General features: G+C 70.5%; 10 protein-coding genes and 1 pseudogene. 6 read left to right on the top strand and 5 right to left on the bottom strand.

Annotation, left to right across the window (positions count from 1 at the left end; genetic code table 11):
• Nucleotides 1-111: 111 nt before the first annotated feature.
• The 3 genes and pseudogenes from ABZ909_RS29175 to ABZ909_RS29165 form a co-directional block, all read left to right on the top strand.
• Nucleotides 112-2328 (top strand): annotated as a pseudogene (locus ABZ909_RS29175) (SRPBCC family protein); the annotation flags it as partial.
• Nucleotides 2329-2589: 261 nt separating this feature from the next.
• Nucleotides 2590-3342, top strand: coding sequence for a crotonase/enoyl-CoA hydratase family protein (locus ABZ909_RS29170; RefSeq protein WP_357005984.1), 753 nt, complete (start codon nucleotides 2590-2592; stop codon nucleotides 3340-3342).
• A gap of 132 nt (nucleotides 3343-3474) precedes the next feature.
• Nucleotides 3475-4383 carry an alpha/beta hydrolase gene (locus ABZ909_RS29165; RefSeq protein ID WP_357005635.1) on the top strand — a complete coding sequence of 303 codons (909 nt, stop codon included), beginning with the start codon at nucleotides 3475-3477 and terminating at the stop codon, nucleotides 4381-4383.
• A gap of 61 nt (nucleotides 4384-4444) precedes the next feature.
• Here the strand turns inward: ABZ909_RS29165 and ABZ909_RS29160 are convergent, their stop codons facing one another.
• The 5 genes from ABZ909_RS29160 to ABZ909_RS29140 all read right to left on the bottom strand — a co-directional run bounded on the left by ABZ909_RS29160 (nucleotide 4445) and on the right by ABZ909_RS29140 (nucleotide 10162).
• Nucleotides 4445-5098, bottom strand: coding sequence for an enoyl-CoA hydratase-related protein (locus tag ABZ909_RS29160; protein ID WP_357005632.1), 654 nt, complete (start codon nucleotides 5096-5098; stop codon nucleotides 4445-4447).
• A 14-nt stretch (nucleotides 5099-5112) separates the two neighbouring features.
• Nucleotides 5113-5724, bottom strand: coding sequence for a helix-turn-helix domain-containing protein (locus ABZ909_RS29155; protein ID WP_357005629.1), 612 nt, complete (start codon nucleotides 5722-5724; stop codon nucleotides 5113-5115).
• A gap of 403 nt (nucleotides 5725-6127) precedes the next feature.
• Nucleotides 6128-7930: a fatty acid--CoA ligase FadD11 gene (gene fadD11, locus ABZ909_RS29150; protein WP_357005626.1), complete on the bottom strand. Its 1803-nt coding sequence runs from the start codon at nucleotides 7928-7930 to the stop codon at nucleotides 6128-6130.
• An 82-nt stretch (nucleotides 7931-8012) separates the two neighbouring features.
• Nucleotides 8013-9395, bottom strand: a complete 1383-nt coding sequence (locus ABZ909_RS29145; protein ID WP_357005623.1) for an SPFH domain-containing protein — start codon at nucleotides 9393-9395, stop codon at nucleotides 8013-8015.
• A 185-nt stretch (nucleotides 9396-9580) separates the two neighbouring features.
• Nucleotides 9581-10162: a TetR/AcrR family transcriptional regulator gene (locus ABZ909_RS29140; RefSeq protein ID WP_357005620.1), complete on the bottom strand. Its 582-nt coding sequence runs from the start codon at nucleotides 10160-10162 to the stop codon at nucleotides 9581-9583.
• A 95-nt stretch (nucleotides 10163-10257) separates the two neighbouring features.
• Here ABZ909_RS29140 and ABZ909_RS29135 point away from each other — a divergent pair, with 95 nt between their 5' ends.
• The 3 genes from ABZ909_RS29135 (at nucleotide 10258) to ABZ909_RS29125 (ending at nucleotide 13137) form a co-directional block, all read left to right on the top strand.
• On the top strand, nucleotides 10258-11076 hold the full coding sequence (locus tag ABZ909_RS29135) for an SDR family oxidoreductase (RefSeq protein ID WP_357005617.1): 819 nt from the start codon (nucleotides 10258-10260) through the stop codon (nucleotides 11074-11076).
• A 59-nt stretch (nucleotides 11077-11135) separates the two neighbouring features.
• Entirely contained in the window at nucleotides 11136-12161 is a 1026-nt protein-coding gene (locus tag ABZ909_RS29130) for a dihydrodipicolinate reductase (RefSeq protein ID WP_357005981.1), read from the top strand.
• A 385-nt stretch (nucleotides 12162-12546) separates the two neighbouring features.
• A complete protein-coding gene (locus ABZ909_RS29125) occupies nucleotides 12547-13137 on the top strand; it encodes a TetR/AcrR family transcriptional regulator (protein WP_357005614.1) in 591 nt (196 codons plus the stop codon).
• Nucleotides 13138-13145 lie beyond the last annotated feature (8 nt).

Raw genomic sequence — 13145 nt, 5'->3', positions numbered from 1 at the left:
ACCGTAAGTCTACGCTTACACAAACATAGGCGGAAGGGGTGGTGGCGAATCCGGTTGGCGGGGGTGCGAAGTCGCCGTTGCCCTTCCCGCGGCCGGTGAGCGGCCGATACCGTGAGGGCCGGATGGTGTGGACCCTCGGTGAGGAGGTGGGCCGTGAGTGCGGTGCCGGGTTTCGAGCGTTTGCGTGCGGTGGTCGGGCAGGGACTCGATCGGAGTGCGTCGGTGCGCAAACAGTTGCGCGCAGGCGGGCAGCTGGTCGACAGCGTGCGCCGCGATCCGCGCCTCGTACGCGAGCTGATCGCCGGGCTGACCGGTCACGGCGGTACCGGCGAGGCGGCGGTCCCGGTCGGGCACGCGGTGCCGGCGGGGCTGGCGGACTACCCGCGCACCGCGCACGCCCATCACGATCTCGAGACCGGCCCGGCGGCAACGCTGGCGTATCTGGCGCAGCTGCAACGGCTTCCGGAGTGGGTGGTGTTCCATGCGGGCTGGCGTGGGGAGGCGCCGGGGGCGGCGGCGGTGGGCATGGAGTACACGCAGGTGGCCAAGTTCATGGGGATCCCGGCGGATGTGGCGTGGACGGTGACCGAGGTCGGCGACACCGGGCTGGCGATGCGCGGCCGCGGGCCGCAGGGGCTGGGTCTGGGGTTGTGGATCACGGTGGCGCCCAACGGGTCCGGGTCGAGCGTGTACCTCGACGCGGGCCTGTCGGGGCAGCCGATCGACGGGCCGCTGGGCGCGACGGTGGCGCGGGCGCTCGGTGACGCGCTGCGTGATTCCCTGGCCGCGCTGCCCGCGGCCGTGGCGGCGGCCAAGTCGGGCTCGACGGGGCGGACGGCGCACAAGGCGGTGCGGCACCGGGCTTCCGGGACGCTGCTGGCGCCGGGCACGCCGGTGCTGGTGGGCGTCGGGCAGGTGGTGCAGCGCACCCCCGACCCGTCCTACGGTGATCCCGCGCAGCTGGCGGTGCGGGCGCTGCGCGCGGCGGCCGCCGATGCCGGGGCGGGGGAGGCGCTACTGGCGCAGGCGAATGCGGTGTTCGCGGTGTCGCCGACGTCGTGGCAGTACCGGGATCTGGGTGCGCTGGTGGCGCGGGCGGTGGGCGCGGGCGGGGCGGAGACGGCGCAGTCGAGCCCGTTCGGGGGTGACGGCGGGCAGCTGGTGCTCAATGAGGCGGCCGCGGCGATCGCGGCCGGCGACTACGACCTGGTGCTGGTGACCGGCGCCGAGGCCGGGGCCACGCAGGCGGCGGCGCAGCGCGCCGGGATCGAATTGGATTGGCCGGTGCAGGATCCGGCGGTGACGCCGACGCGCACGGTGGGGATCGACAAGGCGGCCAACAATGCGGCCGAGTCGGCGGCCGGGCTGCAGGCGCCGATCAATATGTACGCGCTGCTGGAGTCGGCCAATCGGGGCCGGCTGGGTCGCACCCCGGCCGAGCATGCGGCGGCGGTGGCCGAATTGTGGTCGCGGTTCTCGGCGGTCGCGGCGGCCAATCCGAATGCCTGGCAGCCGCAGGAGTTCCCGGCCTCCGAGATCGCGACGGTGACCGAGGCCAATCGCATGATCTCCGCGCCCTACACCAAACTCGAGTGCGCGAACCTTTCGGTGGACATGGCCTCGGGCATCATCGTGGCCAGCGCGGCGGCCGCCGAGGCCGCGGGTATTCCGCAGGACAAGTGGGTGTTCCTGCACGCGGGCGCCTCGGGTACCGACGAGTGGTTCGTCAGTGAACGCAGCGAATTGGCGGCGTCTCCCGCGATCCGCACGCTGGGTGCGGCGGTGCTCGACCATGCGGGCATCACCGCTGACGCGCTGGCCCATATCGATCTGTATGCGTGTTTCCCGGTGGCGGTGCAGATCGCGGCCCGTGAGCTGGGGCTGCCGGTGGAGGATCCGAAGCGGCCGCTGTCGGTGACGGGGGGCCTGACCTTCGGTGGCGGGCCGGGCAACAACTACGGCGGTCACGCGGTGGCGACGCTGGTGCAGCGGTTGCGCGCCGAACCGGAATCCTTCGGTCTGGCAACGTCTCTGGGCTGGTATCTGACCAAGCACGCCCTCGGGGTGTACTCGGCCACCCCGCCGCGGCAGGGCTACCGGCATCTGACCCCGGTCATCGAGCATCCCCCGGCGCGCCCGGCCCGCACCGGCTACACCGGCGAGGCCGTGGTGGAGGCCTACACCCTGCCGTATGGCCGCAACGGCGGTCCCGAAGCCGCGATCGTGAGCGTGCTGACCCCTACGGGTGAGCGAGTCCTGGTGCGCTCCACCGATTCCGCCCTGCTCACCGCTCTCACCGAGGACGACTGGCTGGGCCTGCCGGTGATCGTGGACGGCGACGCGATCGTCCCGGCGCCCGCGCCGCTCACCGAATCCGAGCCCAGCACAGGGGAATCCGATACCGGCCCGGCGGCCGCCGAGTCGGGCGCGGCGGAATCTGATGCCATCGCCACCGATACCGATACCGATACCGATACCGGAGTATCCACCGACACGGCTCCGGATACGACGGTGGCGGAGACGCCCGGTCACGGGTTGAGCACGGCGGGTCTGCCCCGGGTCGCATTGCCGCCACCGCCGCCCGCACCGGTGCTCATCGAGCGCCGCGGCCACATCATGATCATCACCATCAACCGGCCCCAGGTCCGCAATGCGATCAACCTGGCCACCGCGCTGGGATTGGAACGCGCGATCGACGCCTACGAGGGCGATTCGCATGCACGCATCGCGATTCTCACCGGTGCGGGCGGATATTTCAGTGCCGGTATGGATCTGAAGGCGGCAGCCCGCGGCGAGGTGCCGGTCACCGAGAAGCGCGGCATCCTGGGCATCGTCTCCCAGCCGCCGCGCAAGCCTCTCATCGCGGCCGTGGAGGGGCCCGCGCTGGCCGGGGGCTGCGAATTGGCGCTGGCCGCCGATCTCATTGTCGCGGCGGCCGATTCGACGTTCGGCATCCCGGAGGTCAAACGCGGCCTGGTCGCCGTCGGCGGTGGCGTGCTGCGCCTGTCGCAGCGCCTACCCCGAGCGATCGCCATGGAACTGGCGCTGACCGGTGACCCGATCACCGCGACCCGGGCCGCCGAGATCGGGTTGATCAACGAGGTCGCCGAGCCGGGTAAGGCTCTCGAGGCGGCGCTGGCGCTGGCCGAGCGGATCGCGGTGAATGCTCCGCTGAGTATCGATGCGAGCAAGCAGATCATCGAGCAAGCCCCGGACTGGTCGGTGGCCGAGGCGTTCGGCAAGCAGGGTCAGGTCGCCGCGGCCGCCCTGTCGTCGCAGGACGCCGGGGAGGGTATGCGCGCTTTCGTGGAGAAGCGTCCCCCCGTCTGGCAGGGCCGCTGACCGCGGCGGTGGCGGGTTCGGCGGGTGACCGCCGGTGAACCCGCCACCGGGTCGGGGATTCGTGCCGTGGTGGCCGAAGGTTGTTCAGGTGTCGAGGAATTCGACCGTCGACACGAATGAGAGGGTGTGTGCATGCCGATCGATCATCCTGTTGCGCGCACGCTGACGTTGCGCCGTGATGGCCTGGAACTGTCCGCTCGTCAGGTCGGTCCGGCCGACGCGCCGCTGGTGATCCTGCTGCACGGGTTTCCGGATACGCCGCACACGTGGGACGGATTGATCCCGCTGCTGGTCGAGGCCGGGTATCAGGTGCTGGCGCCGTGGTTGCGCGGGTATACGCCGGGGTCGGCGTCGAGGGCGGCGCGCTATGACCTGATGGCGGTGAGTGCGGATGTGGCGGCCTGGCATGCGGAGCTGGGTGGGCCGCGCGCGCACCTGGTGGGGCACGACTGGGGTGCGTTCGTGGCGACGATTCTGGCGAAGCAGGAGCCGCAGCGATGGGAGTCGTTGACGTTGCTGGCGATTCCGCCGTTCGGGGGCGGGGTGGCGGCGGGGATGTGGCGGTATCTGCCGCGGCAGCTGGTGTTGTCGTCGTACATCCCGGTGATGCAGTCGGGGTGGTCGCCGCGGCTGCTGACGCGCCGGGGTGCGGGGTTCGTGCGAGCGCTGTGGCGGCGATGGTCGCCAGGATGGGATTTCAGCGAGGACGAATTCGCCCCTGTAGCGGCCGTTTTCACCGATCCGGTGATGGCGTGGGCGGCGACACGGTATTACCGGTCGCTGTTCGCGGTGCAGCGCAGGGCGACTCGCGAGTTCAGCGACATCCTGATGGCCGAGGCCGCGCCATTGCCGACGCTGGCGCTGGCCGGGCTGCGCGATGGCTGTATGTCGCCGGATCTGCAGCGTGTGCTGGCAGAGCATGCACGTGTGCAGCACGCGCAGCTACCCGGCTGCGGGCATTTCCTGCAGGCCGAACGTCCGGAGGCCGTGGCGGAACTGCTGTTACCGCATCTGCATGCGGCGCACGGGAACGCCGGCTGAGGAAACCCGCTACCGGGTGCGGCCGGCGGTGTCGACGGTCGGCCGCACCCGGTGAGCCGGGTCAGGCGTTGTTCAGGGCGGCGACGGCGTCGGCGAACATGGTGGCCTTGATGGCACCGAGGGTGGCCGGGTCCTTGGCCCCGAGCGGGGCGAGCATCCCGAGTGCGGTGTCGGTGAGGGTGGCGAGGTCTGTGGTGGCGTCGACGAGGTCGTGGGCGAGGGCGTCGGGGCCGCCGAAGCGGCGTCCGGTGGTCATGGACGCGACCGCCGTCTTGGGGGTGAGTTTGGCTTGGATGAGCGCGGCCATGCCGCGGGTGAACGGGATGCGGATGTCGGCTTCGGGGAAGCAGAAGTAGCCGCGGTCGGCGCGCATGACCCGGAAGTCGTGGGCGAGGGCGAGCATGGCTCCGGCGCCGAAGGCGTGCCCGGGCAGGGCGGCGGCGGTGGGCAGCTCGAAGGTGAGCACGCGGGCCAGTAGCGACTGCACCTGCGCCACATACCATTCGGCGCGTTCACCGTTGGCCGAGAGCCAGTCCAGGTCCAGGCCGTTGGAGTAGAACTTGCCGGAGGCGGTGGTGACCAGCGCGTGCGCGCCGTCGGCGACGGCGGTGTCGAGGTGCGCACCGATCTGGTCGAGGAACTCGGGTGAGAAGCGGTTCTCGTCGGCGCCGAGATCCAGGACGGCGATCTTGTCGTGGTAGGTGAGTGTGGGCATGGGGGTGTCCTTCCTCAGGATGTTCTCGGTCGTGCGGGTGCGGGCCCGAGGTCGAGGACCGCGCGGACGGCGGCCCGGAGCTGATCGCGGGCAAGGGGATTGGCGAGGCGGTCGCGGTCGAGCAGGATCGCTGTCGGCAGGTCGACCAGGCACAGGGTGAGGGTGTCCACGGCGGCGGCGTCGGCGCGGTCCCAGAGTCGGCGGGCGAGGGTTTTCATCAGGTCGACGAGGGTGGCCTGGGTGGCGGCGAGTTCGGCGCGGACGGGTTCGGGCAGGTCGTCGCCGAGCAGGTCGTCGCGGCGGACGATGAAGAACAGCCGGGTCGACATCGGGTGGCGGGCGGCGAATTCCGCGGGCGCCTCGGCGGCGGCGATGACGGCTTCCACACCGTCCCCGGCCTCGGCGACCATGGCGGCCTGGAGTGCGAGAAACCGGTGGGCGGCCCGAATCCAGGTGCGCCCCACCAGTTCCGCCCGTGACCCGAAGGTGTGGTACAGCGCTCCGTTGGAGACGCCGGTGGCGGCGGCGACCGCGCGGATGGTGACCGCGGTGGGCCCGGACCGCACGGCCAGGGCCTCGGCGGCGTCGAGCACGAGGTCGGGGGCGTGGGTCCGGGGGCGGGGCATGCACCGACCATAACAGAGCAAGTGCTCTGTTATGAAGGGGTCAGTTCTCTGCCCGCCCGTCCGGCAACGCGACCCGAGCGCGAGCGAGGCGCCGCCCGAGACTCCCCTCCCGCCCCGGTACTGCGCACGCCACGATCCCCGCCACCACGGCCACGCTGGCCGCAGTCGCCTGTCCGGCGGGGACGCCGAGCCCGATCGGCACACACACCACCCGCGGGGTGTCCGGGTCGCGCCGCGCTCGTGGGCGCTCGGTACCGATATCCCGGTTATACGCATGCGCCGGCCCGAATCCCCCTCCGCGCGGGCGGGATCCGGACCGGTCACGAATCAGGCCCGGTGCGAACACGATCCGGCCGCCTCCGCGACGGGGTGCGGAGACGGCCGGATCGGATACCGGTGTGGGTCAGGGTGTGGTGGCGGGTTGGTGAACGCCGTCGGTGAGGGCGGGCGTGTACATGCGGTCGATGTCGGTGGCGTATTTGCGGGCGATAGGTGTGCGGCGCAGTTTCATGGTGAGGGTGATCTCGTCGCCGCCGGGTTCCCAGAAGGTGGGCAGGATGGTGAAGCGTTTGATCTGTTCGACGCGCGAGAGTTTGGCGTTGCCGGCCGCGACGCCGCGCGCGATCTCGGCGATCACGCCCGGGTCGGCGGCCAGGGCGGCCGCCGAGGCGTCGGGCAGCCGGTGCTGGGCGGCGTAGGGTGCGGCGGATTCGGCGTCGAGGACGATGAGAGCGGTGTTGTAGGCGCGGTTGTCGCCGATGGCGGCCAGGGCGCCGATGAGCGGGGTGGCGGCTTTGACGGTGTTCTCGATGTTGGCCGGGGACATGTTCTTTCCGGCGGAGTTGATGATGAGTTCCTTCTTGCGGTCGACCACGCGCAGGTAGCCGTCGGCGTCGCAGGTGATGATGTCGCCGGTGGCCAGCCACCCGTCCGGGTCGAGGGCGTCGGCGGTCTTCTGGGGTTCGTGCCGGTATTCGCGCATGACCAGGGGCCCGCGGACCAGGAACTCGCCGTCGTCGGCGATCTTGGATTCCAGTCCGGGCAGCAGCCGCCCGACGGTGCCGAGGCGGGCTTCGGCGGGCGGGGAGACGCTGACGATGCAGGTCAGTTCGGACATGCCCCACACTTCGGAGATGGGGATGCCCAGGCCGAAGAAGAATCCGAGGGTTTCCGGCGGGATCGGCGCGGCCCCCGACAGCGCCCATTTGAGTTGGTCCAGGCCGAGTTCGGCGCGCAACGGCCCCAGTACCGCAGCGTCGGCTTTGTCCCATTCAGCGGCCAGGGCCGCGTCGATCGGCTGCGCGGCCAGCTGGGCGTCGGCTTTGCGGGCGGCGACTTCGAGCCCCCAGGTGAGCGCGGCGCGGCGGGTGGGGTCGGTTTCGGCGGTGACCGAATATTCCACGGCCGCTTTGAGTTTCTCCCACACGCGCGGGACCGCGCCCCAGATGGTGGGGTGCACGTCGGCCAGGGCGGCGGCCAACTGGGTGCGGTCGGGGACGACGGTGATCTGGGTGCCGAAGTATTCGTGCAGGTACAGGTTGGTGACCCGGTCGGCCATGTGCGCGGTCGGCAGGAACGAGGTGATGCGGTCGCCGAACTCGACGGGCATGACCGAGGCGTAGGCGCGGCATTCGAAGGCGAGGTTGGCGTGGGAGATCTCCACGCCCTTGGGGTTGCCGGTGGTGCCGGAGGTGTAGCAGAGGGTGACGATGTCGTCGGGCCGGATCGCCCGCCAGGTGGCGTCGAAGTCGAAATCGTTGCGCCCCAACTGTTTGAGCTGCGCGACGGTCAGCGTTCCGGGGGCGGGCGCGTCGACGCACACGATGGTCTGTATGGGCACCCCGCAGGCGCGGATGCGGTCGACGTATTGGGCCTCGCACAGCACGACCCGGTTGCCGGCGTTGCTGAACACGTAGTGCAGCTGTTCGGCCGAGAGCGTGTTGTACACCGAGAACGAGGTGGCGCCGGTGTGCTGGGCGCCGACCTCGAGGGGGTAGAACTCGACGCGGTTGGCCATCATGAACGCCACGGTGTCCCCGCGCCCCACCCCCAGCGCGGCCAGGCCCGCGGCGACCTCGCGCACCTGCGTGGCGTAGTCGGCCCAGGTCAGGGTCTGGGTGCCGCCGATATCGCGGACCGCGACCGCGCCGGGGTCGATCGCGGCGGTCGCCTGGAATGCGGCAGGGGACGTATTCGGTTCGCTCATCACAATTCTCGATCCACTCACCATCGAAGCCTTCTCAGACGGTAAGGCGCGGAGTGGGTGTCGCGGGCCCGAATGCGGCAGCTCACGAGTCCCGGGTGGGCCGCAGCGCGGCCACGATCTCGCTGACCTGCGCGACCACGCCCGCCAATCCGGTGGTATCGCCGCCGATCTGCACCGATTTCAGCTCGGCGGGAGCGGGCAGGCCCGTGACGATGGCGGGCAGGGTCTCGATCAGCTGCGCGTGCACGGTGGTGTCGGTGCGCGCGTTGGCGTTGTCGATGCCGACGCGTTCGCGGTCGAGGTCGAGCAGCGCCGCCTCGTGCGCGGCGCGTGTCTTGGCCTGCGCCAGCGCCAGTTCCGCCTCGAGCTGCAGGCGGCGCAGCTCCTGCTGCAGGCGGGCGTTCTCGAGTTGTTCGGCGTGCTTGTCGCGTTCCAGGCGCAGCGCGTGCAGGGCGGTCTGCTGGGCCAGGTCGGCGACCTCGCGGTCGACGTCGTGCTCGCGGGCGGTGCGGCGCAGTCGTTCGGTGGATTCGCGGTCGAAGCGGGCGGCGTCGTTGCGGGCGCGCAGTTCGGCCAGTTCGCGTTCGTTCTCGATACGGCGTTCCTCCCCGGCGCGGACGGCGGCGGCCTCGCGGGTCGAAACCGCTTCCTGGGCATCGAGTTCGGCCAGGCGCGCGACCCGGTTCTGTTCGCTGCGGTAGGGCTTCTGCAGGTTCTCCCACAGCGTGTTGGAGGAGACGACCGCCTCCTTGATCTGGACGGTCACGATGGACAGGCCGAGCCCGTGGCCGCCGCGCGCCCCGGCCTCGCCCGCGCCTTCGGCGACGGTGCGCAGGCGGGCGGTGAGTTCCTCGATGATGGGCTGCTTGTCGGAGAGCACATCGCGCACCGCCATGGTGGACACCTTGTCCTTGATCGCGGCCTCGGCCTGTTCGCGCAGCTGCACATTGACCAGCCGCATCGGGTCCTGCGGGTCGGAGAAGTCGAGTTTGCGGTAGGCGGTGGCGAAATCGTCGATGATCCACTGCACGTAGCCCTGCACGAGGACGCCCTGCAGTTCGCGGCAGATGCAGTAGGCGTTGATGAGGATCGTCTGGATCGCTCCCGGCACCACCAGATACGAGTCGGTGGCCGGGTTGAACCGGAACGACACCCCGAGCCCGATGTGCCGCGGCTCGGCCGCGCCGCGGCGGGTGTGGACCACGAACGCGTTGGGTGGCACGAGCACGGTCCGCCAGCGCCAGAATCCGGTGACCCGCACCTCCACCGGGCCCTGCGGGGTGTGCTCGCGGGTGGGGCCGACCCGTCCCGCGGGTTTGGCCGGCGCACCCGACGGGCTCGGCGCGCTCGCCGCCGGCGGGGCGCTCCGCCGCATCCGCCGCATGGAGGCAGGTTGCAGATCCTCCTCCAGCTCGGCCTGCTGTGCCACGACCTGATCCAGATAGCTGTTGCTCTTCGCCGCCATGGCGGGCACGCTACCGCCGAAAGACCGTTCCGCCCACCGAAATTCGCTCCGACGGGCGGCGTAGGGGCAGGTTCACGAGTTTCCTGCGGGTGGCCGAGGGCAAAGTGGTCGAACGCCGGGCACTGCTCGACTCCCTGGCCCCGATGCTCGGTGTCGGTCTCGCCGAGACGTGAGGCGGCACCGGCTCATTCGGCGGCGGGACGGGTCCCCAGGATGCCGTAGAGCAGCAGGTCCTCGAGGGAGGCGGCGAATCCGTCGAGATCGTCGATGTCGCGGATGCACATGGCGAACAGGGCGGCTCCGGCGATGGTGTCGAGCACCGTGTTCGGATCCAGGCCCGGGCGTTCGGCGTCGCCGGGCAGGTAGTCGGCGAGCTCGTCGCGGGTGGGGGTGTCCAGACGGGCGGACAGCTTCTCGTACAGGCCCGAGTCCTGGCGCATCTCGGCCATGAGTCCGGGCATGGCGGCGCGGGTTTCGGCAGATCCGAACAGCTGGATGGTGCCGCCGATGACCTTGCGGATCTCGGCGAGCAGATCGGGTGCGACGACCGCGGATCCGACGTCGGGGAACACGGCCTGGGCGATGAGGTGGGCCTTGGAGGGCCAGCGCCGGTAGATGGCGGGGCGGCTGACGCCGGCGCGAGCGGCGATGGCGTCGATGGAGGTGGCGCCGTAGCCCTGTTCGACGACGAGGGCGCGGGTGGCGTCGAGGACAGCGGCGTCCACCGCGGGGTCGCGGTGCGGGCCCAGCCGGTGGCGTGTGGTCACGGAAATCCGTCCTTGTCGCTGCGGGCAGGAGTCGATACAGTCTGTCACATCAAAGTCGTTACATTCTGTAACCGCTGAGGACTCGAGGAGGAGTCGTGTCAGCTGCCCCGCAGGTCACCCCCGCCGACACCTATCAGCCGGTGCCGCTGCTGGCCGGCAAGGTCATCGTGGTCTCCGGCGTCGGACCGGGCCTGGGCCATTCGCTCAGCATCGAAGCCGTGGGCGCGGATCTGGTGCTGGCCGGACGCACCGAGAAACGCCTGCACGAATACGCCGACGAGGTCCGCGCCCTGGGCCGCGCCGCCGTGGTCGCCAGGACCGATATCACCGACGAGTCCCAGCGCGCCGCGCTCGTCGAGACCACACTGGCCGAACTGGGCCGGGTCGACTGCCTGATCAACAATGCCTTCGCCATCCCGCCCATGTACCCGATCACCCAGATCGAGGTGGAGGCGCTGCGCCACGCCAACGAGACGAATGTGTTCGCGCCGCTGCGACTGTCGGCGCTCTTCGCCGACGCGCTGGAGCGCTCGCGCGGGTCGGTCATCATGCTCAACTCGTGCGTGTCCTACAGCTCGCAACCGGAGTACTCGGGTTACAAACTGTCCAAAGGCGCACTCGCGCACCTGGCTTCGTCGCTGGCCACCGAGCTCGGGCCGCGCGGCATCCGCGTCAATTCCGTCGCACCGTCGTATGTGTACGAGGACATCAACAAGGCCTACTTCGATTGGCTGGCGAGCCAGGCCGGGGTCACTCACGACGACATCTACCGGCAGAAGGCCGCACCCACCGATCTGGGCCGCCTCGCCGGACCCGAGGAGGTCGCGCGCGCGGCCCTGTTCCTGGCCAGTGATCTCGCCACCGCTGTCACCGGCCAGATGCTCACCGTCGACTGCGGCGAGTTCCACCGATGAGTACAGGAGCAACCGTGAACAAGCGCATCGTGCTGTGGGGGACCGGCGTGGTCGGGTCCATGGTGCTGGCCGAGATCCTGCGCCACCCGCTGTTCGACCTGGTCGGGGTCGGCGTGAGCAATCCGGACAAGGTCGGCAAGGACGCGGGGGACCTGTGCGGGGCCGCGAAAACCGGTGTGCTCGCGACCGATTCGGTCGAGGAGCTGATCGCGCTGCGCCCGGACGCGGTCGTGCACTACGGGCCGACGGCGGCGTTCGCCGAGGAGAACATGCGCGTCATCGGGTCGTTCCTGCGCGCGGGCATCGACGTGTGCTCGACCGCCATGACCCCGTGGGTGTGGCCGCACATGGACAAGCTGCCCGCGGTCTGGCGCGACCCCATCACCGAGGCGTGTGCGGCCGGCGGGGCGTCGTGTTTCACCACCGGCATCGACCCGGGCTTCGCGAACGATCTGTTCCCCATGACCCTGATGGGCCTGTGCGGTGAGGTCGAATCCGTACGCGCCTCCGAGCTGCTCGACTACACCGACTACGAGGGCGATTACGAATTCGAGATGGGGATCGGCCACCCGCCCGAGTTCACCGCCCTGCTCGAGCACCCCGATATGCTTGTGATGGCTTGGGGCGCAACGGTTCCCATGATCGCCACCGCCGCCGGGATCGAACTCGACGCCATCACCACCACCTGGGACAAGTGGGTGACGCCCGAGGACCGGCCCTCGGCCAAGGGCATCATCAAGGCCGGTACGGTCGCCGCGATCCGCTTCACCATCAACGGCGTGTATCGCGGCCGTGAGGTCATCACCCTCGAACACGTCAACCGCATCGGCCTCGACGCCGCCCCGGACTGGCCCGCGGGTACCAAGGACGACGTCTACCGGGTCGACATCCTCGGCAGCCCGTCGATCTCGCAGGAGACCTCGTTCCGCTTCACCGACGGTTCCGGCCGCACCCCCGCCGTGGCCGGGTGCCTGGCGACCGGCATGCGCGCCCTCAACGCCGTGCCCGCGGTCAACGCCCTGCCGCCGGGCTGGGTCACGCCACTGGACCTGCCGCTGATCCCGGGCGCGGGCACCATCCGCTGACAGGACGGCGTGAGTGAACCCCCCTCCGGACAGGAGGGGGCTCGCTCATGTCCGGGTCGCGCTGGAGCGCCACTCGGGTGGCGCGTCGGCGGATCGCCGCGCAGGGCGGGCGCGCGGAGGTCGGCAGCGGTGTGCCGGTCCTCGCGTCCCGAGCCCGTGCGCCGCCGGCTCCGCAACCACCGATTCTCCTCGGCGGCAACAGCTTCCACTCATCGGCCGCCACCCGGCGTCCATCACGGCACGCGTGAGAGCCGGCGAGGCAGACCACGTCGCGGGCCGGCCCCGGCAGGTCCGCCCGGTTCCCGGCGCGCGCAGCGGGTGGGCCGGGCGTGTTCGCCGGTTCGGTAAGTTGCTGACGACAGGGTGTGTAACCGAGGACGGTGGAATGGGTACGGCGGGAACCAAGGGTGTGCCGCGCGCCGAGCGGGAGAACCAGATCCTGGACATCGCCGCCGAACGTATCGCCGTGGTCGGGTATGCCGGGTTGAATCCCGGTGAGGTCGCCGCCCAGGCTGGAGTGTCGAAACCGTTGGTGTACACCTACTTCGGCACCAAGGACCAGTTGTACGCGGCATGTGTCGAGCGGGCCGCCGCGGCGATCGGTGACGCGATCGACACCGTCATCGCCGGTCCGGCCGAGCTGGAGATGGCGGCGAACACCCTCGCTGCGATCTTCGGTGTCCTCGAGGATCGCCCGTACTACTGGAATGTGCTCTTCGATCGCAGTCATCCCGCCGACGGTCCGGCCGCGGACGCCGCCCGGGTGGCGCGCCGGCGGATCGCCGCGCAGGCCGCGCACGGGGCGGGCGCGGTCATGCGGGCGCGCGGGGTCGGCGATCCACAGGATCTGTCGGTGTTCACCGATATCTGGATGGGCTCGGTCACCGCGCTGGTGTCGTGGTGGATCCGCCATCCCGAACAATCCGCCGCGGCGATGATCGCGCGCAGCCGCCGCCTGATCACGGCACTGTCGTGACCGCCGCA

Source organism: Nocardia sp. NPDC046763, from assembly GCF_040645495.1.
Classification (GTDB): domain Bacteria; phylum Actinomycetota; class Actinomycetes; order Mycobacteriales; family Mycobacteriaceae; genus Nocardia.
The sequence above is the reverse complement of the archived record's forward strand: the minus strand, read 5'-3'. Positions and strand labels throughout refer to the sequence as shown.

Coding starts and splice junctions, on each gene's coding strand:
- ABZ909_RS29145 (WP_357005623.1), bottom strand. CDS start 9,395: ATGGCGGCGAAGAGCAACAGCTATCTGGATCAGGTCGTGGCACAGCAG.
- ABZ909_RS29125 (WP_357005614.1), top strand. CDS start 12,547: ATGGGTACGGCGGGAACCAAGGGTGTGCCGCGCGCCGAGCGGGAGAAC.
- fadD11 (WP_357005626.1), bottom strand. CDS start 7,930: ATGAGCGAACCGAATACGTCCCCTGCCGCATTCCAGGCGACCGCCGCG.
- ABZ909_RS29160 (WP_357005632.1), bottom strand. CDS start 5,098: ATGCCCACACTCACCTACCACGACAAGATCGCCGTCCTGGATCTCGGC.
- ABZ909_RS29130 (WP_357005981.1), top strand. CDS start 11,136: ATGGTGCTGGCCGAGATCCTGCGCCACCCGCTGTTCGACCTGGTCGGG.
- ABZ909_RS29155 (WP_357005629.1), bottom strand. CDS start 5,724: ATGCCCCGCCCCCGGACCCACGCCCCCGACCTCGTGCTCGACGCCGCC.
- ABZ909_RS29165 (WP_357005635.1), top strand. CDS start 3,475: ATGCCGATCGATCATCCTGTTGCGCGCACGCTGACGTTGCGCCGTGAT.